Here is a 24,762-nt window from a genome sequence, read left to right as displayed (position 1 = left end):
CACCCCCTCCTAGGCGCCCGGGCGCCGTAGGTACCCCCAATCCGGTTTGAATTTTTTTTTTATTAAACCCTTTTGACAAATTCCTTGGCGGCCCGGCCGCCCCCCCAAACGCCCCGGCCCTGCTGAGAGGCTAGTTCGCGCAGCGTTATTTTGCGCAGGCGTCGGGGACCTTCGAATAATCCCAGCCCTTGGTCGGCGCCGGGTTCGAGAAATAGGCGTCGAGCCATTCCTCCGGCATCGGATCCTTCGGCGGGATCGGGAAGATCGACACGGCATCCGTCGTCATGCAGTCCTTGTACCAGGCACCGAGATCGGCGGTGTGGACAGGCGGGATCGGGATCAGCAGCGTGTTCAGCTTCGGCTTCTGTCCGTCGAGCATGCGCTCGCCGACGCGGAACAGCGTTTGCGCGGTCCAGTGCGGCAGCACCGCATGGCCTTCGAAGCGGTACTTGTCGGGGTTGGCCTTCCAGTAGCCCAGCGCATCGCCGGTGATCGAGCCGGTGATCAATGGCGCCGGCCGGCCGGCTTCGGCGAAGGCTTCGGCAACGACGCGGCTTTCGCTGCCTGTCGTCCACACCGTATCGATCGGCGCCGGGTTGGTGGCGATCGCCTGCAGCACCACGGTCTTGGTGACGTTGGCCGTCCAGTTGCCGTTGACGTTGCGCGAGATCTTCAGCTTCGGATTTTCGGCCAGCGCCTTGTCCGCGCCCTGGCGCTCCTGCACGACGATCGGGTGTCCCGCGATGCCTTCGACCAGAAGGATGCTGGCGCCGTCCGGCTGCGCCTTGCCGATCGCCGCCATCATGTCATAGCCCCAGCGCGCATAGTTGGAATCGACATTGATCGCGTTCGGGCTGGTCACCGAGCCGGCCGCGGTGATGAACGGAATGCCGGCCTTGGCGGCAGCGTCGATGGCGTCGTCAAGCGCCGTCGCCGAACCCGGGATCGAGGTGATGATCGAGCACTTCTTGTCGATGAAGGCGCGGATCTGGTTGATCTGCTGGCTGGCATCGTTGTTGGAATCGGACACTTCGAAGCTGGACACCATTCCGTCGGCAATCAGCCCGTCGACAAGACGCTTCAGTTCCTTGGTCACCGTGACCCGCCACGGATTGCCCTGGTATGATTCCGAGTGGCACCATTTCCACGGCTTCGGCGGCGCGGTGAAATTGTCCCAGGCCGAGGGCAGCACTTTCTGGGGCGCGCCGTCATACTGCGCCTTGAGTTCGGTCGGCAGTCCACCGATGACGCCTTGCACATCCTGTGCAAAGGCGGTCGTTGCAAGCGAGGCAAGCGCCGTTGCGGCCAGCAGGCCGCGGATCATTCCTGTCATTCTTGTTCTCCTCCGTTCGGTTTGGTTCAGGCTCCTCCACCGGCAGCGCCGGACACCTGCGCCGGGGAACTCTCCCGAAACAGGCGATTGAGATCGGCAACGACCTGTCGGGCTTGATGCCGGGAGGTCATGCCGGAAAGGATGCGTTCGGAAGCCGCCTGCTGGAACGCCATGTAGCCGTCATGGCGCGGCCGCACCCATGCGCCCTCCAGCGTCGCGCGCGTATCCCGATAGAAGTCGCCGGTTGCTTCATTGACGGCTTGATCTTCCCAGGCCGCTGCATGGCCGGGCTGGCCCCCGGCGGCGGCATAGGGGCCGCGCTGGACATCGCCGCTCGCGACCCAATAGGCGAAGTCGATCGCGGCATCCCTGGCTTTGGAAAAGGCTGAAACCGCTATGCCGGTGCCGCCAAGCGCCGAACCGACCGGGCCGCCGGAACGGATGACCGGAACATCGGCAAAGGCCAGCCGGTTCGCCCGAAAGCCATCCGTCGCATAGGACACGTAGCCATAGATCAGTGGCGCGCAGACGAACCTGGAACTGGCCTCCGCCATACGTTCGGAGACGGCAATCGGGTCCATCTCGAAACACGCGGGATCGACCAGCGCTGTGATCTCGCGCATTGCCTCGAAGACTTGGCTACCGATCTCCACATCGATCAGATCGTCGGATGAATCGGTCGTGCAGGCATGCCCGAGATTGCCGGCAAGCGTGTAGAAAACCATCAACACGTGAGGCGGCCGCAACGGCAGCAGCACGCGGTCTTGACGGGCGAGATCGAGCACCTCGCTCCAGCGCGCCGGTGGCGCACTGATCGCATCCGGCCGCCATGCCTGGACTTGGCTTGCCGCATCGATCGGGAAAGCCCATTGCCGTCCTTGCCAGTTGTAGCTCGGATAGGACTGGCCGACGCTGCCCGAGGCAAGGGCCGTGCGTTCCGCCTCGCGTCCGGCGACATCCAGCGGCTCCAGGCAGCCTTCGGCCGTGATCTGGCCGACATGCGGATGGTCGATGACGATGAGATCATAGGCGCGCGCCAGTTCCTCGACCGGAAAGGATTCGAAGTCCTGAAGCGAGCGCTTGTCCCATTCGATCACGACGCCGGTCTTCTGCTGCCATAGCGACGAGCAGGCGACCATCGGATCGTAGCCACGCGGATGGCTCCAGGTCATGCCCTTGAGGATGGGCACGCTCACAGGCCGAACTCCGCGCGGATGGCGGCACTGTGCTCGCCGATGCGGGGCGCCGCCCGATCGACCTTGGCCCTTATGCCATCGACCCGGAGCGGCGAACTGGTGGTGAGGATCGACACATCGTCCTCGCGCGTCACAGTCTGCAGCATGTCGAGGGACTGGAACCCTTCGCTCGCCAGCATCTCCGGCCAGGTCAGCACTTTGGCGCACCAGATGTCGGCCGGCTCGAGGATATCAAGCCACTCATCGATGGTCTTGGTCGCGATCCGCTGCGCGATGATCGCCTTGATGTCGTCGCGCGCGGTGAACCAGGATGCCGGCTTGTCGCGATAGGGTGCGAGTTCGCTGAGCGACAGGAGATCGGCCAGCTTGGGGATCGGCGTCATGGCGATGGCGAGATAGCCGTCCTTGGCCGGATAGACACCGTAAGGCGCCGACAGATAGGCATGCGCACTGCGGAAACTGGAGCGCCTGGGCAGCCGGCGGCCGTCATTGAGATGCGTGGTCAGCACCTCGAACTGGAAATCGACAAGCGCTTCCAGCAGGCTGGTTTCGATGTGGCTGCCCTGACCGGTGATACCGCGCCGCACCAGTGCGGCCAGAATGCCCTGCGCACAGGCCGCACCGGCCAGCATGTCGCCGATGGCGAGGCCGAATGGCACCGGCCCCTGGTCCTCGTCGCCGTTCAACCACATCACGCCGGAACGCGCCTGCGCCAGGAGATCCTGGCCCGGGCGTTTGACCCACGGGCCGTCCTCGCCATAGCCGCTGATCGAGGCATAGACCAGGCGTGGATTGATCTTGCGGACCGCCTCATAGTCCAAGCCGAGCCGTTCGATGACGCCCGGCCGGAAATTCTGGATCAGCACGTCGGCCTTGGCCAGAAGGCCGCGCAGCGCCTCGAGGTCGGCCTCGTTCTTGAGGTCGATGGCAAGACTTTCCTTGGCCCGGTTGATGGCATGGAAGATGGTGGAATCGCCGCCGATCTCGGTGTCGCTGAGATAGAGCCGGCGCGACAGGTCGCCGCCATCCGGGCGCTCGATCTTGATGACGCGCGCGCCGAGATCGAGCAGCCTCAGCGAGCAATAAGGCCCGGACAGGAACTGGCTCATGTCGACGACGACGAGACCGGCGAGCGGCAATTCGGCTGCTGCCGGCATCGTTATTTCTCCGTCTTGCCGACGAAGTCGGCCGGGTTGCGGTACTTCACCGTCTGCAGATGCTCGCAATAGAGAACCAGCTCGCCTTCGCCCTTGAACACCTCGTAGCTGGCGCGGATCAGCCCCATCTCCTGGTAGCGGGGCTTCTTGTCGAGATTGGAGCGGATCGAATAGATCGTGTCGCCAATGAAGACGGGTTTTATGAAGCGGAGCTTGTCGTAGCCATAGGAAAAGGCGTTGACGCAGTTGGTGGCGACCAGTCCCAGGCCAGCCGAGAAGACGAAGGCGCCGGCGATCAGCCGCTTGCCGAAAATGCCTTCGCTCTCGGCAAACATCTGGTCCTGCACATAGGGGTGGATGTCGAGCACCAGCGTGTTGAACAAATGGCTGTCGCCTTCGGCCATGGTCCGTCGCAACGAGCGGATCTTCTGCCCGACCGGCCAATCCTCATAGAACCAGTTTTCGGCGTTCCATACCGGCAGCGCGGCATGATCCGCCGGCATGTTCTTGGGATACGTCGAGGCGACACCGACGGTGGATGCGAAATCGTTCATGACCGAATCCGCCAGTCCTGCCGAAGGGACCGCGCAACCATTTGAACACGCATCAAGGCGCCTGAGTGCAAGACGTCTCCTCCCGTCAATCTTCTTTTGTAAATAGTATTTTCACATATGGGGTTGCGTTGCAAGCGTGAACAGGCGAAATTTTGGCTGCTCCCGCGCGCTGAAGCGCAGGCGGGCAGGGAGGAAAATCATGCGCAAGGATTGTCTGGTCTTTGTCGGCAGCCTGAACCGGGAGGCGCCGTATTTTCAGGGCGCTCGGGGCGTCGGTCTCGGCGTCTACAGCTTTGACGAGGAAACGCTGGAAACCCGAAAACTGGCTGAAGCCGATGACGTCGACAATCCAACCTTCTTCTCGGTGACGCCGGACGGTTCACACGTCTACGCCAATTCGGAAGTCTTCACCTGGCGCGAGGGAACTGTCTCCGCCTACAGCTTCGATCGTGCCTTGGGCGCGCTCACCTATCTGAACAAGCAGCCGTCGCTGGGCAGCATCACCGCGCACAACACCATCACCCGCGACGGGACGAAGCTGCTGGTCGCCAATTACGGCATGGGGGAAGGCGGCCCGGACCGCGCGGTGGCGGTCTATTGCTTAGAGGAGAGTGGTGCCTTGTCGGCCCCGCTGGCCAGCGTCTCGCATTCCGGCAGCGGCCCGAATGCGGCACGACAGGAACGCTCGCACGCCCACAGCATTACCGAAACCATTGCCGGCGGGACAGCCATCGTCGCCGATCTCGGCATCGACCAACTGGTGTCCTACCGGATCGAGCACGATGGCAACCTGACCAAGCTTGCGGAATCCGCTTTGCCGGCGGGCGCCGGTCCGCGCCATCTTGCGCTGCATCCAAACGGACGTTTCGTCTTCGTTATGAACGAGCTGGATTCGACCATCGTGGCGATGGCGCTGGACGAAGCCTCGGGCAAGCTCACGCTCATCGACGCGAAGCCCGCGGTGCCGGCCGAGGCGCGCGACAGCAACCATTGCGCCGACATCCAGATCTCGCCGGATGGCCGTTTTGTCTACGGCTCCAACCGTGGCCATGACAGCGTCGTCATCATGGCGGTCGACCAGCAGACGGGTTCGCTGAGCCTCGTCGGCTATATCTCTTGTGGTGGCGCGACGCCGCGCAATCTGGCGCTGACGCCGTCAGGCGGCCATCTGTTTTCCGCCAACCAGAACGCCGACCGCATCTCGATCTTCGCTCGCGACGCCGAGACCGGCATACTCAGCGACACCGGGCGCGCCATCGAGATCGGCACGCCGATGTGCGTCAAGATCGTGCGCTGAACGCCGACAACTGTGAAGCCTTGGACAAAATCGCCCTGGGCTCAAGCCTGTTGTATTGCCGAGAGCTTCCAGTTCGAGCCATTCTCACGCACGAATGTCCACAGCTCGGTCGTCTCTGTCGGATGATCATCGTCGCCCGCGACGACCTTGCCGCTGGCCCGTTCGCGCGTGACGTCACGAGACTCGTAGCGCAATGCGGCCGTGGCGTAGTCGCGGTCATCCTCACGCCAGCTTTCAGCGACGTCGGCCTGCAGCAACGTGATGTCCGTTACCTCGTTCCTGAGACCTTTCTGGGCATTGTCGGCCAGCTCTTCCGACAGATAGGATACCATTTCGGGGGTAACAGCCCGGCGCAAAGCGGCATGGTCTTCGCGCCCGAATGCTTCCGGGACATCGGTCAACAGCTGCTGGAATGCGTCGAGGTCGGTCTGAGCCAGCGTGATCTCATCAGAACCGATGGCCGGAGAGCTTCCGCCCGAACCACCGCCAAAGCCGGGAATTGTGAAGGAGCCTGCAGTCTGCTGCCCTGCCGTTGCGCGGTTCTCAAATCTCGAAGCCTGGGCATGGCCGGCACCGGCGAGCGCTGGCGCAGGACCACGCGCCGATTGCGAGCGGAAGAAGCGGATAGCCAGCATTATCGCGCCACCGATGAGCAGGGCCTGAAGCAGGAAACCGAACATGCCGGCCAGGCCGCCGAAGCCTTGGCCGACGAGCAGACCGATCAGGCCGCCGAGCAGCAGGCCCCGCATCATCGTTCCACCAAAACCGCTCATGAAGCCGGGCCTCTGCGGGCCGGCCTGCGGCTGCCGGGCCGCGTTGTTCACACCGGTGTTGGGCGTCATCGAACGCTCGACCGGAGCGGTCGGGGCCGGTGCGGTCCTAGTCGGCGGTGCCGATTGGAACGTGCGCATGCCACGACTGCCGAAACTGCCGCCGCGGCGCGCCTCGGCATGGTCTATCGCGACCATCGAAAACGCCAGGAACAGTCCTGCAAAGAGGGCTGCAAATCGGCTTGTACGGGAAGTCATCGGAGATGAACCTTTGTCTCTGCGGTTTCGGAAATTTTCAGCCGTCGCCGGGTGCCGGCGTCATGCGGTCAATCGAACAACTCTTCGAAAAATGATTTCTTCCGCTTTGGATAGCGGTGGCCGTGGGAGCGGGAATAATCGTCGTCGCGGCCCTGGCCGTGTTGCGGCTGGGAGAATGCTGCCGGCTGTGGCTGCGGCGCCGGCGCCGCTTCCCTGCCGGAACGCTCGATGATCTTGTCGAGTTCTCCCCGATCAAGCCAGACGCCGCGGCACTGCGGACAATAGTCGATTTCGATACCCTGGCGTTCGCTCATCACGAGCGCAACGCGGCAGGAGGGGCAAGTCATGCCAAGGAGAGAAGTAGATGTCATACGGCGCTCCAAACCAAAAAAGAAGGAACCCGCTCGACCGAAAAGGATGAAAACGGGCCCGTTACAGCGGTCCGACATCACAGTCGCCAAAAGCGACAGTCAGAGGGGCCCGGCCCGCAGGGGACAATTAGGAATGCAGCGCCGCGCCTTCAAGGGGCGATATTGCCCGCAAGAGTGATTTGTTCGCCATCTCGCTCAGACCGTGACCACGATTTCAAATCGTCACCACGATTTCAGATCGTCACCACGATCTTGCCGAACTGCTCGTTCGACTCCAGGTGGCGATGTGCCTCGACGATTTGGTCGAACGCGAAGGTCCTATCGATGATCGGCTTTAGAGTCCCGGTCTCGAGTCCTGCGAGGATGAAAGCCTTGGCGGCCTCCAGTTTCGCCGGGTTGCCGGTGATCTCGTGGACGAGGTAGCCGCGCAGCGTCAGTGTCTTGGCCAGCACGGCGAATAGCGGAAACGGTGTCGGCGCGTGGCTCAGTCCGCCATATTCGATGAGGATGCCGCTATGCGACATGGCCGCCGTCAGCGGCTCGAAGCTCGGGCCGCCGACCGCATCGAACACGACGCGCACGCCTCGCGGCCCGGCGATCTGGTTCAACCGCGCCGCCAGATCTTCCTCCGTCGAGGCCACGACTTCGGCCGCACCGGCGTCGAGCAGCGCCCGCATCTTCGCCGATGTTCGCGTCACCGCAATCGTCGTCGCGCCCACACTGTTGGCGATCTGGATCGCGGCAAGCCCGACACTGCTCGACGCCGCGGTGATCACCACGTGGTCTCCGCTGTGCAGCCCGGCGATATCGATCAGCGCGCCATAGGCGGTGAGGTATTGCATCCAGACCGCCGCTGCCGTTTGCCAGTCGAGCGACGGCGGGTGCTTGACGATAAGTTCCGCGGGATAAGTGGCAAGCTCGCCATAGGCCGGCCAGCGGATCATCGATTGCGGCGGGATGACACTGACGCCGTCGCCCGGCGCGAATTCCTTCACGCCGTCGCCTATAGCCTCGATGACACCCGCCGCTTCGAGACCAAGCCCCGAGGGCAGCTTCGGCGTCTCGATATAGGAACCCGCGCGCAGCAGCGCGTCGGCGCGGTTGAGGCCGAGCGCCTTGACGCGGATTTGAACTTCGCACGGGCCCGGTGGGGGAAGCTCGGCATCCTCGATGCGCAGAACCTCAGGGCCGCCATGCTGGTGAAAGCGAACCACACGTGTCATTCGGGATACTCCAAATCAACTGGACCGAATGAGCTATGCAGCTAGGCTGCCCGGGGATAAATGGCTGCACGAGAAGAACAGTAGAAACCAGGAGTTCCGAATATGGATCGGCTCGAAAGCATGGCTGTGTTCGTCAAGGCCGTCGATCTCGGCTCGTTCGCGGCAGCAGCGGTCGCCCTGGACGTCTCGGGACCGATGGTTGGCAAGCATGTCCGGTCTCTCGAAGAACGGCTTGGCGTTCGCCTGCTCAACCGGACCACACGCCGGCAGAGCCTGACCGATTTCGGCCGCGCTTACTATGAACGCTGTCGGGTGGTGCTGGCCGAGGCCGACGCCGCAGATGCGCTCGCCGCCGACCAGTTTTCGGAGCCACGCGGAAAACTGCGCGTCACCATGCCGGCGCATTTCGGTCGCCACTGCGTGACGCCCGTGCTGCTGAAACTCGCCCGGCAATATCCGATGCTGGAACTCGATCTATCTCTCAGCGATCGCTTCGCCGATCTTGCCGAGGATGGCTACGATCTCGCCATTCGGACCGGTGCTCTGGGCGACAAGGCGGGGGTGATCGCACGCCGCGTCGCGCGCCAGGACATGGTCGTCTGCGCCGCACCTTCCTATCTTAGAATTCATGGCGAACCGCGACAGATCGAGGATCTCGCCGACCATCAGGCAATTGTCTACCGCCGGCTCGGCCAGATCATTCAGCCTTGGCTATTTGCGCGAGAGGGGCAACCGGTGCAGGAGATCATACCGACCGGCCGGCTGCGGCTCGACGATCTCGATGCCATCGCTGACGCGGCTGCCGACGGCATGGGCCTTGCCTGGTTGCCCTGGTGGCTGGTGCGCGAGCGCATTGAAGCCGGCGCGCTGGTCGCACTGTTGCCGGACCAGCCTCGATATCTCTACGACTGCCATGCGCTTTGGCTGCAGACGCCGCATCTGCCGCTGAAGGTGCGGTTGGCCGTCGATGCGCTGGCCGCCGCCTTGCCGAAGTCGATGGCCTAACCGCAGCGTCGCAGTCGCTCTCAGTTGAGATCGCGCGGATACTCCTTGACCTCGTTGCGGTCGACGATCAGCTCATCACCATCATGGGCGGTGATGTGGGTCTCGATCCGCCAGACCTTTCGCAGCGCCCTTACCGTCGCCTTCACTGAAAGCCGCACCTGCCAGTCGCCGCGCCCATAGGACTTGTCCCATGTGCAGGTGCCGACCGCCGAGTTCGGATCGTCGGGGTGGATGGTGAACCGGTCGACATGCCTCGCCGCAACGGTCATCTGCGTATGTGGATGCCGCACCGTGCCGCCATCATTGACGACCTGATAGACGGTCTCGCCGGTGACCTGGTCCGTCGACACCGAGCGCTGGAAGCCGCCGCCCTTGGCCAGCACCTCCTGCTCCATCGGCGCGGCGCTTTCCGCGCCCAAGAAAGCCCCCAGCGTGTCGTCCAGCTTCTGCGGTGGGCGCACTGGCAGGATCAGCCGGCTGTCGCCGCAATGGATCGACAGCGTCGCCTGCTCAGCGGTCGGGAAGACAATCGGCCAATGCGATGTCGCAAGCGCCAGCCGGATACGCTCGCCGACCTCGAAACGCTGCCCGCAGCAGCGCAGCTTGACGCGGACGGTCTCCGCCTGGCCCGGCACCATGGGTGCGATGTCCAGATCATCGTTGCGATGGCTCAGATTGAGAATACCGTAGCTGATACGCGAGGCGGCACCTTCAGGAAATACCTGCGACAGCGTGGCGGACAGAAGGGCGACGGGCTTGTCGGAGGAGAGCTTGACCTCGAATTCGGGGAAGCCAAGGATCTCGACCGCATCGGTCAACGGCGCCGTCTCGAAGATCAGGGCATTGCCTTCTTCCATGCGCTGGTCGACCGGCAAGGTCGGCATCACGCCATAGCCGCACCAGGCGCCGGACGACAGGCCGGCCGTCTGTGGCGATGAAACCTCCAGGATCGCGTTTGCGCCCTTGGCTTCGCTCAGCACATGCGGCGCAAGGTTCAGCACCTTTTCGCCGACGCCGGGTCCCGGCCACGCCGGTTCCGCCACCCAGCGGCCGGGCCGCTCGTCATAGATCGCCGCCGGCCGTGCGGGATCCTGGATCCAGGCGCGCAGCATCGGCTCGTCGGCAATGCCGGTGTCGATGCCCTTGAGATATTGATCCCACCAGCGCAGGCACTCCTGCAGGAAGCCGATACGCGGGCCGGGCATGGCGAAGTGCGGATATTTGTGGCCCCAGGGTCCGATCAGGCCCTTGCGAGGACCGCTCAGCTTTTCCAGCATCCGGAAGATCGGATTGGGATAGCCGTCGGCCCAGCCGCCGACGGCATAGACCGGGATTTCGACATCGGAATAGTCCTCGCAGATCGAGCCGTGCTTGTAGAAATCATCGCGGCGCTGGTGTTCGAACCAGTCCTGCATCCAGATGCCGTTGCCGTTCAGCCGCTGCTCCCAAAGATCGCGCCAGCGGTCGCCGACGATCAGCGGATCCGGCGGGGTCATGGCGATGGCCCAAGCGGTGGTGCCCCACATCAGATTGTCGCACATCATCGCGCCGCCGAGATAATGCACGTCGTCGTTGTAGCGGTCGTCGGTCGAGCACAGCGAGACGACGGCTTTCAGCGCCGGCGGCCGGCGGGCCGCGACCTGCAGCCCGTTGAAGCCGCCCCAGGAGATGCCGATCATGCCGACGCTTCCCGAACACCAAGGCTGCCGGGCCAGCCATTCGATGACCGCCAGGCAGTCATCCTGTTCCTGCTCCAGGTATTCGCCCTTGCATAGCCCCTCGCTGTCGCCCGAGCCGCGCATGTCGACCCGCACGCCGGCATAGCCGTGACCGGCGAAATAGGGATGCGTCAGCGCATCGCGCTCCACCGTTCCGTCACGCTTGCGATAGGGCAGATATTCGAGGATCGCCGGCACCGGATCGGCCTCGGCGTCTTCCGGCAGCCAGATTCTAGCCGCCAGCTTGACGCCGTCGGGCATCGGAATCCAAAGATTCTCGATCTCGCGGATTTTTCGCGGGAAATCGGTGACGACGCGGATATCTTGCATGGCGGCTCCTCTCAACGCCCCGGCCGACACTTGCGCCGGTGGCGGTCCTATGTGTTCAGCGGGAAATGGCAGGTCAGGCGGCTGTTTCCGACCGTGACCGGGACGGGGACATCGACCGCGCAACGGCCCTGGGCCTGCGGACAGCGTGTGTGAAATTCGCAGCCTGAAGGGCGCGCCAGCAGGGACGGAACGTCAGCCGGCAGCGTGATGCGCTGATGCACCCTGTCGGGATCGGGCTCCGGATTGGCGGACAGAAGTGCCGCCGTATAGGGATGATGCGGCGCGCGGAAGATCGCTTCGGTTTCACCCTGCTCGACGAAGCGTCCGAGATACATCACCGCCATGCGGTCGGCGATCTGGCGCACGACATGCAGATTGTGGGTGATGATCAGCATCGACAGGCCCATGCGGTCGCGCAGATCGTTGAGCAGGTTCAGCACCTCTCCCTGCACCGAGACGTCGAGGCCGGCGGTCGGTTCGTCGGCGACGACCAGCACGGGGTCCAGCGCGATCGCCCGCGCCACACCGACGCGGCGTGCCTGGCCGCCGGAAAGCTGGTGCGGGTAGCGGTCGGCGAAATCGCGCGGCAGTCCGACCAGCGCAAGAAGCCGTGTGACTTCGGCGTTGAGATCGCGATCCGATAGTCCGTGGATGACGAAAGGCTCCGACAGCAGCGAGCGCACGCTGAGCCGTGGTGACAGCGACCCGACCGGATCCTGGAACATCATCGGCATGCGCCGCCGCACCGGTTTCATGGCGGTGTTGGACAGGCCTTGCAGTTCCTGCCCTTCAAACAGGATCGTGCCCGCTTTCACCGGCTGAAGACCGTTGAGGGTGCGCGCCAGCGTCGTCTTGCCCGAGCCGGATTCGCCGACCAGCGCGAAGGTGCTGCCTCGTTGAAGAGTGAAGCTGACACCGGACACCGCTTCGATCTCGGTGGCTCGCCCGGCGAGCCTGGCGGACAGGCCGCCAACCCGGAACGAGACTCGCAAATCGCTGACGCGGAGCAGGTCGTCGGAGCTCATGCGTTCATCGCTCCCAAGGGAATGTCCGCATGCCAGCAGTGGGCGATGTGAGACCCACCGAGGATTGCGCTGGGAGGCGTCGTCAGGCATTGGGCGTCGGCGCGATCGCAGCGCGGCTGGAAGACGCAGCCGCTTGGTCGGCGGCGCAGATCCGGCAAGGTCCCGGCGATGGTCGGCAGGCGGGCAACCCGCTGCGACAGCCGCGCGGGATCACAGGCCAAAAGCTTCTGCGTGTAGGGATGGCGCGCATCGTGGAAGATCTCGCGAGTCGTGCCGCTCTCCACCACCTCACCGGCATACATCACGATCATCTCGTCGCAGAGTTCGGCAATCACGCCCAGATGATGCGAGATGAACAGCACCGAGCAGCCGATGTCGCGCTGCAGATCCTTGAGCAGTTCGATGGTGGCCACCTCCAGCGTGGCATCGAGCGCAGTTGTCGGCTCGTCGGCGATCAGCAGCGCCGGTTCCATCATCAGCGCCATGGCGATGGCGATGCGCTGCTTCATGCCGCCGGAGAACTCGTGCGGAAACTGTGTCAGCCGGCTTTCCGGATCGGGAATCCGCACCTTGCGCAGCATGGCGACCGAACGCGGATCCTTGTCCCGCTTCGACAGACCGGAGCGATACTGGATGTCGCGCATCTGCCGCCCCACCGAAAGCACCGGGTTGAGCGCACCCATCGGATCCTGGAACACGGTGGCGATCCTTTGCCCGCGCAGGCCGCGCATCGCGGTCGGGTCGAGCCGGGCAAGGTCCTTGTCGCCCTCGAAGATGATCTCGCCCGATGTGATTTCACCATTGTCGGCGAGCAGGCCGAGAATGGCGTTGATGAGCGTCGATTTCCCGCAGCCGGATTCGCCGACCACGCCGACGCTGCGGTTGGCCGGCACGGAAAAGCTCACCTGCTTCAGCGCCTCCAGTGGCCCACTCTCGGTGTGGAAGGCGACGCTCAGATTCTTGACCTCGAGAACCGTCATGAGCGCCCCTTCAGCCGGGGATCGAAGAGGTCGCGCAGCGTCTCGCCGAAGAAGGTGAAACCGAGTGTCGTCAGCACGATCGGCAGGCCGCCGGCAATCACGATCCAGTAGGAATCGCGAATGTTAGCGAAGCCGTCATTGAGGATCGCGCCCCAGCTCGGCGTCGGCGGCCGCACGCCGAGCCCGAGGAAGCTCATGCCGGCCTCGATCGCCACCACCACGGGAATGTCCATCGATATCAAGATCAGGATCGGGCCGATGATGTTGGGCAAGATATGGACGCGCAGGATGCGGCCCGCACTGGCGCCCATCGAGCGCGCCGCCATGACATGTTCGGCTGATTTGAGCACCAGCGTCTGGGTTCTGATGATGCGGGCATAGCCCGGCACATTGACCAGCATCACCACCAGCACCACCGCGTAGAGCGAGGGGCCGAACAGGGTGACCAGCGTCAGCGCCAGCATAACGGTGGGAAAGCTCTTCACCGCGTCGAAGATCAGCAGCAGCACATTGTCGAGCCAGCGCGGCCCATAGCCTGCGATCAGCCCCAGCACGACGCCGACAACCAGCGACACCGCTGTCGCGCCCAGCGCGATCATAAGCGCGACGCGCCCGCCATAGAGCACCCGGGTGAGAAGATCGCGGCCGAGATGGTCGGTGCCGAGCAGATGCAGCAGGCTCGGCGAAGCGAAGCGTTCGGCCGGCGATATCTTGCTCGGCGCATAGCTGGTCAGGAGGCTGGCGAAGACCGCTGACAGCATCACGACCGTCACCAGCGTCAGGCCGATGGCGCCCAGCGGCTCGCGCATGATGCGGCGCACGGTGCGCCATATCATGCCGAGACGGAAGCTGCGGGATGGCAGCTCAGTTGAAACTTGATCTGACACGGGGATCCAATAGGCCGACCAGAATGTCGGCCGCTACGTTGACGAGGACGAAGAAGACCGTGGTGACCAGCACGGCTCCGGAGACGATGGGGTAGTTGCGCACCGAGATCGCCTCATAGACCAGCTTGCCGATGCCGGGGCGGGCGAAGACGATTTCGGCGAAAACGGAAGACGACAGCATGTGGCCGATGCCGACGCCGAGCAAGGTGATCGTCGGCAGCACGGCGATACGCAGCGCGTAGGTGTAGACGATCCGGTGCTCGGTCAGGCCGAAGGCGCGCGCCGTGCGGATATGGCTGGCTTCCAGTGTCTCCAGCATCGAGGCGCGCACCATGCGCGAGATGTAGCCGATCCAGCCAAGGCCGACCGCCAGAGACGGCAGGATGAGGTGCTGGAGCCGGCTGGCGAGGTCGCCCGGTTCGCCGGCGCCGATCGCCGGAAGCCATTGCAGGGCGACCGCAAACACCAGCAGCGAATAGATGGCGACGACGAAGGATGGCACGGCGATCATCGCCACCGACAGCACCCCGATCACCTGATCGACAAAGCCGCCGCGCCGCACCGCCGCGATGCAGCCAAGCGGGATGCCCAGCGCCACCGACCACGTGATGCCGCCGACCACCAGCGCCAGTGTGAACGGAAGCTGCTCCATCACCACGTCCAGGACCGGCCGGTTCGACAGAACCTCGGTGCCGAGATCGCCATGCAAGGCAGAGCCGTAGAAGTTCACGAATTGCCGCCAGACAGGTTGATCCAAGCCCATACGCTCGCGCAGCGCCTCCTTCATCTCCGGCGTCGCGCGTGGCCCCAGCGCGACGGAGGCCGGGTCTCCGGGAATGAGGTAGACCATGGCGAACATCATCATCATGGCGACGCTGATGATGATGGCGCCAAGCCACAGACGCTTGAGGGCGTAGCGGATCATTTTCGGTACCTGCCGGATGGTCTTTGGCCGGGGCGAGCCCCGCCCGCCGATATCATGCCGGTTTGAAGTCGGTGAACACGGGTTCGCCGTTCGGCTTCAGGCCGGCCACAAGCGTGTCTCGATTCATGATGCCGGTGACCTCATGCGTCAGGAAAACGTAATTGCCGTTCTCCTCCATCAGGTCCTGCAGCTTCTTGTAGATGACATCGCGTTTTGCAGGATCGAGTTCGACCATGCCTTCAGCGTTGAGCTTGTCGAATTCCTCGCTGGAAAAACGCTCCCAGTTCCAGACGCCGATCTGGTCGCGCGTGAACCATGCGGTCGCCCAGCTCGGGTCCGGCTGCATGGAGAAGCGGCTGATGATCATCTGCAGCTTCTTGTAGTAGTCGCCTTCCTTGGCGCCAAGCGTCCAGAAGGTGCCGCTGTCGTTCTGCTTGATCTCCACAGTGAGACCGACATCCTGCAGGTTCGACTGCACGACCTGCGCCGCGGTCAGCCGCTCGGTCTTGTTGAGGATGTCGAGCGTGATCGTGGTGCCGGCCAGCCCCTCCTTGGCGATCATGTCGCGGGCGCGGTCCGGATCGAAATCGAACAGGTTCTTCTCGCGGTGCCCAGGCAGGCCGGGCGCGATGATGCCGGTGGCCGTGGCGGCGGCGCCGAAATAGGCAGCGTCGACCACCGCCTTGCGATCCACCGCGTACTGAACCGCGCGGCGCATGTTCGGATTGTCGAAAGGGGCGACATCCTGGTTCATGCCAAGCCAGACAAAGGCCAGCGACGGCTTCTCCACCACGGTCGTTTTTGGCGGCGGCGTCTGCTTCAGCCGCGAGATCGAGGAGACCGCGGTCCAGGTGTAGTCGAGGTCGCCGGCCTCATATCCAAGTTCGGCGGTCTTCTCATCCTCGATCGGATGGATGTGGATTTCCGCGAAGGCGCCCTGCTCGTACTTCCAGTCGGGATTGCGCACCAGCACCGTGCGCTGCTTGGGCAGCCATTCCTTCAGGATGTAGGGGCCCGACTGGGCCACCGGCTTGACGCCCATCTTGCCACCGAGCTCGGTGATGGCGCGCTTCGACAGGATGGTGCCGGACGGCGTCGGCAAGGTCGACGTCCACAGCGGCGCGAAGGCCTGCTTCAGGTGGATCAGCCCCGACAGCTTGTCCTTGACCTCGACCTCCTTGAGCGTTGCCCAGTCGCCGGAATAGGGGCTCTTGTTGGCGGGGTCGGCGATGCGTTCGATCGAAAACTTGACGTCTTCCGCCGTCATCTGGCCGTAGCCATCGGTGAAGCCGATATTGTCGCGCAGCTGGAAGGAGACGGTCAGCGGATCGAGCTGCTTGATCGTTTCCGCCGCCATCGGCCGCCAGCCCCAGCTATCGCCCGGCGTGGTGACGACGAGGCCGGCGAAGATGACGCTGGTGATGTCGCCTTCAGGCGCCGCCAGCCGGAAGCAAGGGTCGAGCGTCTGGATGTCGGCGTAGGATCGCACCTTGAGGATCGGCCCGTCGCTCGACCAGGAAACTTTTGGATTGACCATTGAGGCGAGGCCGAAAGCGCCGGCTCCGGCGAGCAAGCTGCGGCGCGAAACCCTGGTGTCGGCTAGAATGGACATGCTCTACCCCTCTGCTGTTTTCGTTGTCTTGTTTTTCAGGCCGCGGGCCATTCTCCAAGCCGGGCCGAATGTACCGGTCCGCTAAAACTGCTAATAATAGACATCTATGTCTAGCGAAAATTTTGCCGGCATGTCCTAATCTTGGATACGGACGATCTTGCGGGAAATCTTGATATCCGATCCGACCCCGCCGCTGCGTCGGCATAGGCAAGCGGCTAAGCGCGAAATGTGATCGCGCACACGGTGCGGCCTGGCCCGCCATTCGGTGGGGCCTGGATCAAGAGCTGGAGCGGAGACGCGCTCTCCGCTACCTTCACTTCCAGATTTCGGCCGCCAGGCGCACGAAATTGCCGCCCAGGACGTTGCGCACGGTCTGCTCGGACTGGCCGCGGCGCAGAAGCACATCGGTCAGTTCGCGCATCTGGCCGGGAGCCGCGTAGGTCGTCGCCCCTTCCGGATATTCGCTCTTGGGCCAGAATTGCGGATTGTCGGAAATGATACGGTCGATGCCTTTGACGTCGACGGGGAAGGCGTAGTCCAGCCCGATGCCGACATGATTTGGGCCAGCCAGATCGACGAGATATTCAATGTGGTCAGCCAGCCTGTCCGAGTCCGTCCGCCCTTCTCCCAGGAAACGATTGAGCCCGACAATCGCGACGATGCCGCCGGTGCGCGCGCAGGCCTTTATCTGCTCGTCGGTGATGTTGCGGCCATGGCCGCACAAGGCCTTGGCGTTGGAGTGCGAGAAGATCACCGGCCGGTTGGAATATTCCATCACCTCCATCGAAGTGCGATAGCCGGTGTGGGTGACGTCGACGAACATGCCGAGACGGTTCATCTCGTCGATGACCTCGCGGCCGAACGCCGTCAGGCTGGTCTCGACATCGTGGCAACCGCCGCCGGCGAGGTTGTTCCTGTTGTAGGCAAACAGGATCTGGCGGACGCCCAGATGGTGATAAAATTCCACCATCTCGACGCGGCCGTCGAGCGCGTTCATGCCCTCGATGTCGAAGGTGATCGCCAGTTTGCCCTCGAGCTTGGCCTTGCGGATTTCCGCGACGGAGGAGACCAGCGTGTAGTGCTCAGGGTTGGCAAGGATCCAGTGGCGGAAATTCGCGAGGGTCCGCACTGTCTGCTCCCAGGGCAACAGGTCGAAGCCGACATCGATGGACAGATAGTCGATGCCGGCATCGCGCCAGATCTGCAGATTGTTCAGGTCCGCCGCCGGATCCGGCATGAAGCCGGAATGCGCGTCCCATATGATTTCACTGTCGAAAATGGCCTGGGCGGCAGTCGAAACGCTCACTTTTTCCTCGCTCTCTCGGCAACACCAACAACGGAAGGCCAGATCAAGCGGCGTTCCGGACGTGTGATCCAGATGCAGTACGCGTCAAGTATCAGGCCACAGACACATGTGTCTCGACAGCTCCGAACGGGCCTGTATGGTCGCCGTCGCTGCATGTCGCTCCGACCGGACCATCGGCAAAAGGGAGAACAAAGATGAGCTCAAACGGAAGCCATGGCGGGAGCGATAGCAGGCATATCGCCGTGATCGGCGGCGGCATTATCGGCTGCAGCGCGGCTTTCCATTTGCTGCGGTCCGGCGTGCGCCGGGTGACGGTCATCGATGCGGGTCAGCCGGGTGCCGCGACCACCAGCGCCGGCGCGGGCTTCGTCTCCCATTGGTCCGCCGGCATGATCCCGCTCGGTGAAGAAGGCCTTCAACTGCAGCAATATGGCCTCGATTTCTATCGCAGGCTGCACGAGGTCGGCGTCGAGATCGGTTATCGGCCAAACGGCACCTTGATCATGGCGCTGACCGAGGACGGGCGCGAGCGTTTCGTCCGACCGGTGCTGGACTCACCCTATGCCCCACCGGAAATGCAGGATTTGAACGCCGCGCAGATCGGCCAGAAGATGCAGGGCCTCATCGATCCGGCGCGGGTCCATTCGGCCGCCTATAATCCGCATGGCATCCAGCTCGACACCAAGCTGGCGATGGGGGTACTGACCGGCCAGATCAGCGAGCTCGGCGGTGTTTTTCGCAGCGGCACACGCGTGACGGCCGTCCATGATGCAGGCGATCGGGTGACCATCGAGACCGATCAGGGCAGCCTTGAGGCTGACGGCGTGATCGTTGCCGCCGGCGCCTGGAACAACCAGGTCATATCAGGCCTCGGCTGGAAGTTGCCGCTGCTGCGCGTCGTCGCGACGCGCATCGTCACCGACGATCGCGGGCTGCCGTCGACCATTCCCACCGTCCAGTGCCGCGAATTGCGGCTGTGGCTGCGCGAGACATTCGGCGCCGTCATGTGGGGAACCGGCCGGCATTACAAACCTCTCTACAAGACTGACGACAACGAGATCGAACCTGGCCAGCCGCACAATATCGAGCTGATGCGGGAGACCTCCGAGCAGGAGCTTGCCGAGTTGCAGACTGTGTTCCCGCCGCTGCGCGGTTCGACGATCGCGAGCTGGGCGCAAGGCGTGCCGTGCTACACGCCCGACAACGGCCTTGTCGTCGGCAAGGTGCCCGGCAGCGACAATGTCGTGGTCGTCGGCGGCGACAATGAGAGCGGCGTCACCCATGGACCGGGTCTTGGCCGGCTATCCTGCGAACTGGTCCTCGGGCACACCCCGTTCGTTTCCGCCGAGCGGTTCCGTGTCGATCGCTACGCCTCCGATGCCTTCAAGTCGGAGGCCGAGATCGAGGCCGCCATGCCGGCCTGGGGCGCGCGTCATGAAGCGTCGCGGTTTGGTCGCGAGGCCTGATCTGTCAGCTGTCCCCGACGCTTGCCTGCAAGCTGTCGCCGACGCTGGCCAGCAGCGCCTGCGCCACCGCCCTGACCACCGGGCCGGCATTCTTCCTCATGACGATGTGGAAGGAGCCGGCGTGGCGACGCGAGGTTTTCGTCAGCCGGACGAGCTGGCCGCGACGCAGATGCTCATCGGCAAATCCCGCCCAGGCGAGTGCCGCGCCGCGCCCGGCGATGGTTTCGTGGATCATCGACATGTAGCTGGTGAACCGAGGCCCATCGAGTTTCCGCTCGGTTCCGATCCATGACTGCCAACTGTCGATCGCGCCGGGCGGCGTCACCTGGTGCAGCAGCGGCACCGCCAGGAAAGCCTCGGGGTCCTCCGAGGCGAGCCCCGGGTAACGCGCCAGGAACGCCGGTGCGCAAACCGGGAACCATTCGCCGTCGAGCAGTTTGTCGGCCACGAATTCGGGCCATTGCCCGGCTTCGCCGAAACGGATCGACAGCGCCACTTCGGGCTGGTCGAAATCCCTGTAATCGGTGGATGTCTGCAAAAGCACCCGGTCGCCGGCCACCCGCGATATGATGAGGTCGAAGCGCGGCATCAGCCATGCCTGCGCGAAATCGTGGCTGCAGCCGACCACGAATGTATCGCTGTCGTGCGCGGTCAAATCCTCGACCGCTTGCCTGATGGTGCCGAGACCCTCGCGGATCGCTTCGGCCAGCGTGTTGCCGGCCCCGGTGACGGCGACGCGGTTGCCTTTGCGCGTGAACAGCTCGACCGACAACTGGCGCTCGAGGTTGGCGACATGCCTGCTGACCGCCGATTGTGCGATGTTGAGCTCCTGCGCGGCCAGCGTCAGCCCGCCATGCCTGGCGGCAGCCTCGAAGACGACCATGGCGTTCAGCAGGGGAAGCGATGTCTTGAGGGTTTTCACGATCCGAACCTGCATTCATGCCTTTTCGATATGGAGGTCTATTATTTCTGTATTTGCGGCAAGCCTTTCTGCATCGCACACTCTATCGAAAAATCATCCTAACGCCAGCGAGCAGAAAGGTGTTTGCCGTGCAGGCCTCCACACCGAACAGCCAGCCTATCGACAGAAGCGAGACCGTCAGGCTGATCGACCGGCAACGTCCGGACTGGTCGCTGGAACAGGCCTTCTATGCCGACCCTGCGATCTTCGCGCTGGAGCGTGACTTGTGGTTCCCACGCCAATGGATGCTTGTCGCCCATGCCAGCGAGGTGCCTGAAAAGGGCCGCTACATCGTGCGCCAGCTGTTCGGCGAGGAGATCATCGTCGTGCGCTTCGGCGATGGCGAGGACGACATCGCGGCCTATTACAATGTCTGCACCCATCGCGGCTCGCGGCTCTGCGCCAAAGATGGTCGCGGCAAGCTTCTGGTCTGCCCCTATCATGCCTGGTCGTTCAGGCTGACCGGTGAATTGCAGTCGCGGCAGGATCTGCCGGCAAGCGTCGATCCGGAAGCGCTGGGACTGCACCGCGTGCCCTGCAAGGGTTTCGGCGGCCTCGTCTTCTGCGGCCTCGATGCTAGTTCGCTGCCCGACATCCAGCCTGTCGCGGACGGGCTGACGGGCGGCTTGCGCGAAAACGGCCTCGACCGTGCACGCATCGTCGCCCGCAAGAATTATCTGACCAAGGCGAACTGGAAGCTGGTGCTCGAGAACTTTCTCGAATGCTATCACTGCCGGCCGGCTCATCCCGAATATTACCGCGTCAACGGCCATGTCAAAGTGACCGCGACCCGCGATGCCGACAAGGCGGTCGAGTGGCAGAACGAAATCGAGGCCTGGCACAGCGTCATCGGCGATGCCGAATTCCACAAGGGCGCATGGCAAGCAGGCGACCTCGACACGATGCCGTTTGCCATGCACCGCAAGCCGATCGGCTCCGGCCGTAACACGCTGTCCAATACGGGCGAGGGGGTCTCGTGCCTGATGGGTGGTCGTCACGCCTATGATGGCGGCGAAAGCGGCTTTCGCCTCGGACGCCTGTCGTTTGCAAGTGCTGCCAATGATTATGTCACGCTGTTCCAGATGATACCGCGCAACGCCATGGAAACAGACGTCATCCTGACCTGGCTCGTCGACAAGGATGCCGATAACGACGTCGACGCCGATGCGATCAGTTGGATGTGGGACGTCACCACGGTGCAGGACAAGAAGATCACCGAAGACAATGCTGACGGCATCATGTCGCGCGCCTACCGGCCGGGCCCCTATACGCCGCTGGAAAGCCAGACCTCGTTCTTCGTGCAGACCTATCTGTCGGAACTGCGTTCGCTGATCACCGGCACGCGCGGCGCGACCGTCAGCCAGTGGTCCGCGCCGAAGGAACTTTTCGCATCGCCGAAAGCGGCGAGCTGCAACACGCGGCTCTGACCCGCGGCCGAAGATGCCTCTTTGAGGCGTCGCATTCCGATGCCATATGAAGGTGGCCGACGGAATGTTGCGGGAGAGACAGTTTATGACCAAAGGTTCGGACTTGTTCGTCGCGGCCCTCGAGAACGAAGGGGTCGAACGGATTTTCGGCATTCCCGGCGAAGAAAATCTCGATATCGTCGAATCCATCCGCCGCTCCTCGATCCAGCTGATCCTGACCCGCCACGAGCAAGCAGCCGCTTTCATGGCCGCCACCTATGGCAGGCTCACCGGCAAGGCAGGTGTGTGCATCACCACGCTTGGCCCAGGCGCGCTCAATCTTTCGACCGGTTCGGCCTATGCGCTGCTCGGCGCGATGCCGATGATCATGATCACCGGCCAGAAGGGCATCCTGTCATCCCGGCAGGCGCGCTTCCAGATCGTCGACATCGTCGCGGCGATGAAGCCGCTGACCAAGCTGTCGCGCCAGATCGTCTCGCCGAAGATGATCCCCTCGCTGGTGCGCGAAGCTTTCCGTGTCGCCCAGGAAGAACGTCCCGGCCCCGTACATCTGGAACTGCCGGAAGACATTGCGGCGGCCGAGTGTGAGCCGATCGCACTGGTGCCGACGCACCCGGTCGAACTGCCGCTGGCCAGCCCGGGTGCGCTTGATCGCGCCACCCTTATGATCATGGAAGCCAGGCGCCCGCTGCTGATGTTCGGCGCGGCGGCGTCGCGTCCGCGCGTGACCCCCGATGTCGCGCAGTTCGTGCTGCGGACGCAAATTCCCTATTTCACCACGCAGATGGGCAAGGGAACCGTGCCCGGCGGCACGGAGCTCTATATGGGAACGGCAGCCCTTTCGGAGCGCGACTACGTGCACGAGGCCATCGAGCAGGCCGATCTGATCATCACCATCGGTCACGACACCGTGGAGAAGCCGCCCTTCATTATGGGGGCGAAGGGGCCGAGGGTCATTCATGTCGGCTACCAATCAGCCGATGTCGAGCAGGTCTATTTCCCGCAAGCCGAAATCGTCGGCGACCTCGGCCCTTCGCTGGCGCTGCTGGCCGACCGCATCGAGGGCAAGATCCCCAACGCGCAGGTCCTGCTGCCGCTGCGCGAAGGCATTCTGAGCCGGATCGCCGCGCGGGCCACCGAAGATCGCTTCACGCCGCAGCGCATCGTGCACGACGTGCGCGCCGTGATGCCGGCCGACGGGATTCTCGCCCTCGACAACGGCATGTACAAGATCTGGTTTGCGCGCAACTACCGGACGCGCATGGCAAACACGATCCTGCTCGACAATGCGCTGGCCACCATGGGCGCGGGCTTGCCGTCGGCGATGATGGCGGCACTACTCTATCCGCAGCGCCGTGTCATGGCCATCTGTGGCGATGGCGGGTTCATGATGAACAGCCAGGAACTGGAAACCGCCGTCAGGCTCAAGCTCAACCTCGTCGTCCTGCTGCTCGAAGACCATGCCTACGGCATGATCCGCTGGAAGCAGGCGGTTGACGAATTTCCGGATTTCGGCATGACCTTCGGCAATCCCGATTTCGTCAAGTATGCCGAGGCCTATGGCGCCAAGGGGACCAGGGTTGCGGAGATCGCCGACTTGCGGCCGGCGCTTGAAAAGGCCTTCACCGGCGGCGGCGTGCATCTCGTCGTCGTGCCCATCGACTATTCCGAAAACACCAGGGTGCTCGTCGACGAATTGCGCGAGCGGCTGCCAGCGCCGCAGACGCCCTGACGGCAGCGACAAGCCGCCGTCAGGATTGCTTGGGCGGAAGACCCTACACCTTGCAGTAAGGCGTCACCGGCTCGATGGTGCCGAAGTCCTTAGCGATCTCGTAGCCGATGCCGTCGGCCGCCGCCTTGCCTACATAGGAATGGCACAGCGTGTGGTTGTTGGTGGCGTCGACACGAATCTTGCCTTGCGGTGCGTCGAACTCGATCGACGGCAGCGCGGCCAGCACATCATCGTCCTTCAACGATCCAGCCTTCTCGGCGGCCAGCGCATAGAGATGCAGGCCGTTGTAGCCGGCCTCGCCGATGCCGTTGACCATCTTCTCCTGACCGAACTTCTCGCGGAAGCTCGAGATGAACTTCTTGTTGACCGGGTTGTCGAGCGCCATCCAGTAGGGTTGCGGCGCATAGGTGCCGGCCGCCACGCCGGGCGGCAGCGCGTCCTTGTTGAAGACCTCGTCGAGCGGGGCGATCAGCGGCTGCTTGATGTCGAAGCTGCGATACTGCTTGAGCTGGGTGACGGCGTCGTTGCCGACCACCATCGACCAGACGACATCGGGCTTCAGTGACTTGATCTTCTGGAAGGCCGGGCCGAAATCGGTGGTGCCGAACGGATAGTAGTCGGCGCCGATGATCTTGCCGCCGGCCTTCTCATAGGCCGCCGTGATCGCCTCGGTCATCTTCTGCGGCCAGGCATAGTCCGAAGCCATGACATAGATCGTCTTGCCGAGGTTCTCGGCCACCCACGGCATCATCGGGTCGACCTGCTGCATCGGGATCGGGCCGGTGGCGACGAAGTAGCGGTTGCATTCGCCGCCTTCGAAATTGGTCGGGTAGAAGAACAGCTTCTTGGCCTTCGAGGTGACCGACAGCGTGGCGCTGCGTTCGGGCGAAATGATCGTGCCCATGATCACGTCGACCTTGTCTTCGTTGATGAGCTTGCGCGCCTTGTCGATGGAGCCCTTGGTCGTGGTCTGGTTGTCCTCGATGATGAGCTCGACCTGGCGTCCGCCAATGCCGTTGGCGGCGTTGAGCTCGGCGGCGGCCAACTTGTAGCAATTGAGCAGCGTCTCGCCGAGGATCGCCTGCAGCCCGGTGATCGGGATCGACAGGCCGACCTTGACGGTGTCGGCGGCGCGCAGGATCGACGGCGCGCCGACGATGGCGAAGGCGGCCGCGGCGCCGCCGGATTTCAAGACAGTTCTTCTGCTTATCATTGTTGTGTTCCCTTCC

The 24,762-nt window shown here is 63.5% G+C and carries 21 protein-coding genes; 5 read left to right on the top strand and 16 right to left on the bottom strand.

Features of this window, described 5'->3' with window-relative positions; translation table 11 throughout:
* Positions 1-145: 145 nt before the first annotated feature.
* The 4 genes from AC0L2U_RS24555 to AC0L2U_RS24540 are packed head-to-tail and all read right to left on the bottom strand — an operon-like array spanning position 146 to position 4,240.
* A complete protein-coding gene (locus tag AC0L2U_RS24555) occupies positions 146-1,333 on the bottom strand; it encodes an ABC transporter substrate-binding protein (protein ID WP_292138878.1) in 1,188 nt (395 codons plus the stop codon).
* A gap of 26 nt (positions 1,334-1,359) precedes the next feature.
* Positions 1,360-2,529 carry an extracellular solute-binding protein gene (locus tag AC0L2U_RS24550; protein ID WP_292631335.1) on the bottom strand — a complete coding sequence of 390 codons (1,170 nt, stop codon included), beginning with the start codon at positions 2,527-2,529 and terminating at the stop codon, positions 1,360-1,362.
* Positions 2,526-3,686: a CaiB/BaiF CoA transferase family protein gene (locus tag AC0L2U_RS24545; protein WP_127255131.1), complete on the bottom strand. Its 1,161-nt coding sequence runs from the start codon at positions 3,684-3,686 to the stop codon at positions 2,526-2,528. Before AC0L2U_RS24545 ends, AC0L2U_RS24550 begins: the two co-directional genes overlap by 4 nt.
* Before the next feature lie 2 nt (positions 3,687-3,688).
* Positions 3,689-4,240, bottom strand: a complete 552-nt coding sequence (locus AC0L2U_RS24540; RefSeq protein WP_128288284.1) for a MaoC family dehydratase — start codon at positions 4,238-4,240, stop codon at positions 3,689-3,691.
* A 199-nt stretch (positions 4,241-4,439) separates the two neighbouring features.
* Here AC0L2U_RS24540 and AC0L2U_RS24535 point away from each other — a divergent pair, with 199 nt between their 5' ends.
* Positions 4,440-5,537 carry a lactonase family protein gene (locus AC0L2U_RS24535; RefSeq protein ID WP_128288285.1) on the top strand — a complete coding sequence of 366 codons (1,098 nt, stop codon included), beginning with the start codon at positions 4,440-4,442 and terminating at the stop codon, positions 5,535-5,537.
* Positions 5,538-5,578: 41 nt separating this feature from the next.
* Here AC0L2U_RS24535 and AC0L2U_RS24530 read toward each other — a convergent pair whose 3' ends face one another.
* The 3 genes from AC0L2U_RS24530 to AC0L2U_RS24520 all read right to left on the bottom strand — a co-directional run bounded on the left by AC0L2U_RS24530 (position 5,579) and on the right by AC0L2U_RS24520 (position 8,159).
* Entirely contained in the window at positions 5,579-6,565 is a 987-nt protein-coding gene (locus AC0L2U_RS24530) for a Tim44 domain-containing protein (protein ID WP_473602769.1), read from the bottom strand.
* A 68-nt stretch (positions 6,566-6,633) separates the two neighbouring features.
* Complete coding sequence (locus AC0L2U_RS24525) at positions 6,634-6,936, bottom strand: TFIIB-type zinc ribbon-containing protein (RefSeq protein WP_127397117.1); 303 nt, start codon at positions 6,934-6,936, stop codon at positions 6,634-6,636.
* A gap of 233 nt (positions 6,937-7,169) precedes the next feature.
* Positions 7,170-8,159: a zinc-dependent alcohol dehydrogenase family protein gene (locus AC0L2U_RS24520; RefSeq protein ID WP_292699447.1), complete on the bottom strand. Its 990-nt coding sequence runs from the start codon at positions 8,157-8,159 to the stop codon at positions 7,170-7,172.
* 102 nt (positions 8,160-8,261) lie between these two features.
* Between AC0L2U_RS24520 and AC0L2U_RS24515 the strand changes: the two genes are divergently transcribed.
* A complete protein-coding gene (locus AC0L2U_RS24515; RefSeq protein WP_127398856.1) occupies positions 8,262-9,164 on the top strand; it encodes a LysR family transcriptional regulator in 903 nt (300 codons plus the stop codon).
* 20 nt (positions 9,165-9,184) lie between these two features.
* Here AC0L2U_RS24515 and AC0L2U_RS24510 read toward each other — a convergent pair whose 3' ends face one another.
* From AC0L2U_RS24510 to AC0L2U_RS24480, 7 genes are all read right to left on the bottom strand, one after another.
* Complete coding sequence (locus AC0L2U_RS24510) at positions 9,185-11,212, bottom strand: CocE/NonD family hydrolase (RefSeq protein ID WP_292656432.1); 2,028 nt, start codon at positions 11,210-11,212, stop codon at positions 9,185-9,187.
* Between the two features lie 47 nt (positions 11,213-11,259).
* Entirely contained in the window at positions 11,260-12,237 is a 978-nt protein-coding gene (locus AC0L2U_RS24505) for an ABC transporter ATP-binding protein (protein ID WP_127811122.1), read from the bottom strand.
* Positions 12,234-13,217: an ABC transporter ATP-binding protein gene (locus AC0L2U_RS24500; RefSeq protein ID WP_473602768.1), complete on the bottom strand. Its 984-nt coding sequence runs from the start codon at positions 13,215-13,217 to the stop codon at positions 12,234-12,236. The genes AC0L2U_RS24505 and AC0L2U_RS24500 overlap by 4 nt, the downstream gene beginning before the upstream one ends.
* The gene (locus AC0L2U_RS24495; RefSeq protein WP_473602767.1) at positions 13,214-14,053 is read right to left on the bottom strand and encodes an ABC transporter permease; all 840 of its coding nucleotides are present in this window, start codon (positions 14,051-14,053) and stop codon (positions 13,214-13,216) included. The genes AC0L2U_RS24500 and AC0L2U_RS24495 overlap by 4 nt, the downstream gene beginning before the upstream one ends.
* Before the next feature lie 28 nt (positions 14,054-14,081).
* Positions 14,082-15,029, bottom strand: coding sequence for an ABC transporter permease (locus tag AC0L2U_RS24490; RefSeq protein WP_127268564.1), 948 nt, complete (start codon positions 15,027-15,029; stop codon positions 14,082-14,084).
* 52 nt (positions 15,030-15,081) lie between these two features.
* Positions 15,082-16,641 (bottom strand): ABC transporter substrate-binding protein, encoded by a 1,560-nt coding sequence (locus tag AC0L2U_RS24485; protein WP_292656425.1) that lies wholly within the window; start codon positions 16,639-16,641, stop codon positions 15,082-15,084.
* Positions 16,642-16,954: 313 nt separating this feature from the next.
* Positions 16,955-17,947 carry a dipeptidase gene (locus AC0L2U_RS24480; protein ID WP_128364698.1) on the bottom strand — a complete coding sequence of 331 codons (993 nt, stop codon included), beginning with the start codon at positions 17,945-17,947 and terminating at the stop codon, positions 16,955-16,957.
* Positions 17,948-18,141: 194 nt separating this feature from the next.
* Here AC0L2U_RS24480 and AC0L2U_RS24475 point away from each other — a divergent pair, with 194 nt between their 5' ends.
* Entirely contained in the window at positions 18,142-19,413 is a 1,272-nt protein-coding gene (locus AC0L2U_RS24475) for an NAD(P)/FAD-dependent oxidoreductase (RefSeq protein WP_127269819.1), read from the top strand.
* A 4-nt stretch (positions 19,414-19,417) separates the two neighbouring features.
* On the opposite strand, the gene AC0L2U_RS24470 is transcribed toward AC0L2U_RS24475, so the two are convergent.
* The gene (locus AC0L2U_RS24470; RefSeq protein WP_473602766.1) at positions 19,418-20,335 is read right to left on the bottom strand and encodes a LysR family transcriptional regulator; all 918 of its coding nucleotides are present in this window, start codon (positions 20,333-20,335) and stop codon (positions 19,418-19,420) included.
* Positions 20,336-20,463: 128 nt separating this feature from the next.
* Here AC0L2U_RS24470 and AC0L2U_RS24465 point away from each other — a divergent pair, with 128 nt between their 5' ends.
* Together AC0L2U_RS24465 and AC0L2U_RS24460 are read left to right on the top strand one after the other, a co-directional pair.
* The gene (locus AC0L2U_RS24465) at positions 20,464-21,801 is read left to right on the top strand and encodes an aromatic ring-hydroxylating oxygenase subunit alpha (protein WP_473602765.1); all 1,338 of its coding nucleotides are present in this window, start codon (positions 20,464-20,466) and stop codon (positions 21,799-21,801) included.
* Between the two features lie 85 nt (positions 21,802-21,886).
* Entirely contained in the window at positions 21,887-23,533 is a 1,647-nt protein-coding gene (locus AC0L2U_RS24460; protein WP_473602764.1) for an acetolactate synthase large subunit, read from the top strand.
* Positions 23,534-23,576: 43 nt separating this feature from the next.
* Here AC0L2U_RS24460 and AC0L2U_RS24455 read toward each other — a convergent pair whose 3' ends face one another.
* Complete coding sequence (locus AC0L2U_RS24455) at positions 23,577-24,746, bottom strand: substrate-binding protein (RefSeq protein ID WP_127327020.1); 1,170 nt, start codon at positions 24,744-24,746, stop codon at positions 23,577-23,579.
* Positions 24,747-24,762 lie beyond the last annotated feature (16 nt).

Source organism: Mesorhizobium sp. WSM4808, assembly GCF_055811675.1.
The sequence above is the reverse complement of the archived record's forward strand: the minus strand, read 5'-3'. Positions and strand labels throughout refer to the sequence as shown.

Excerpts from the sequence above, each read along its gene's own strand:
- AC0L2U_RS24520 (WP_292699447.1), bottom strand. The coding sequence starts at position 8,159 with ATGACACGTGTGGTTCGCTTTCACCAGCATGGCGGCCCTGAGGTTCTG.
- AC0L2U_RS24515 (WP_127398856.1), top strand. The coding sequence starts at position 8,262 with ATGGATCGGCTCGAAAGCATGGCTGTGTTCGTCAAGGCCGTCGATCTC.
- AC0L2U_RS24525 (WP_127397117.1), bottom strand. The coding sequence starts at position 6,936 with ATGACATCTACTTCTCTCCTTGGCATGACTTGCCCCTCCTGCCGCGTT.
- AC0L2U_RS24455 (WP_127327020.1), bottom strand. The coding sequence starts at position 24,746 with ATGATAAGCAGAAGAACTGTCTTGAAATCCGGCGGCGCCGCGGCCGCC.
- AC0L2U_RS24540 (WP_128288284.1), bottom strand. The coding sequence starts at position 4,240 with ATGAACGATTTCGCATCCACCGTCGGTGTCGCCTCGACGTATCCCAAG.
- AC0L2U_RS24545 (WP_127255131.1), bottom strand. The coding sequence starts at position 3,686 with ATGCCGGCAGCAGCCGAATTGCCGCTCGCCGGTCTCGTCGTCGTCGAC.
- AC0L2U_RS24510 (WP_292656432.1), bottom strand. The coding sequence starts at position 11,212 with ATGCAAGATATCCGCGTCGTCACCGATTTCCCGCGAAAAATCCGCGAG.
- AC0L2U_RS24500 (WP_473602768.1), bottom strand. The coding sequence starts at position 13,217 with ATGACGGTTCTCGAGGTCAAGAATCTGAGCGTCGCCTTCCACACCGAG.
- AC0L2U_RS24485 (WP_292656425.1), bottom strand. The coding sequence starts at position 16,641 with ATGTCCATTCTAGCCGACACCAGGGTTTCGCGCCGCAGCTTGCTCGCC.
- AC0L2U_RS24555 (WP_292138878.1), bottom strand. The coding sequence starts at position 1,333 with ATGACAGGAATGATCCGCGGCCTGCTGGCCGCAACGGCGCTTGCCTCG.
- AC0L2U_RS24475 (WP_127269819.1), top strand. The coding sequence starts at position 18,142 with ATGAGCTCAAACGGAAGCCATGGCGGGAGCGATAGCAGGCATATCGCC.
- AC0L2U_RS24495 (WP_473602767.1), bottom strand. The coding sequence starts at position 14,053 with ATGATATGGCGCACCGTGCGCCGCATCATGCGCGAGCCGCTGGGCGCC.
- AC0L2U_RS24490 (WP_127268564.1), bottom strand. The coding sequence starts at position 15,029 with ATGATCCGCTACGCCCTCAAGCGTCTGTGGCTTGGCGCCATCATCATC.
- AC0L2U_RS24505 (WP_127811122.1), bottom strand. The coding sequence starts at position 12,237 with ATGAGCTCCGACGACCTGCTCCGCGTCAGCGATTTGCGAGTCTCGTTC.
- AC0L2U_RS24460 (WP_473602764.1), top strand. The coding sequence starts at position 21,887 with ATGACCAAAGGTTCGGACTTGTTCGTCGCGGCCCTCGAGAACGAAGGG.
- AC0L2U_RS24530 (WP_473602769.1), bottom strand. The coding sequence starts at position 6,565 with ATGACTTCCCGTACAAGCCGATTTGCAGCCCTCTTTGCAGGACTGTTC.
- AC0L2U_RS24535 (WP_128288285.1), top strand. The coding sequence starts at position 4,440 with ATGCGCAAGGATTGTCTGGTCTTTGTCGGCAGCCTGAACCGGGAGGCG.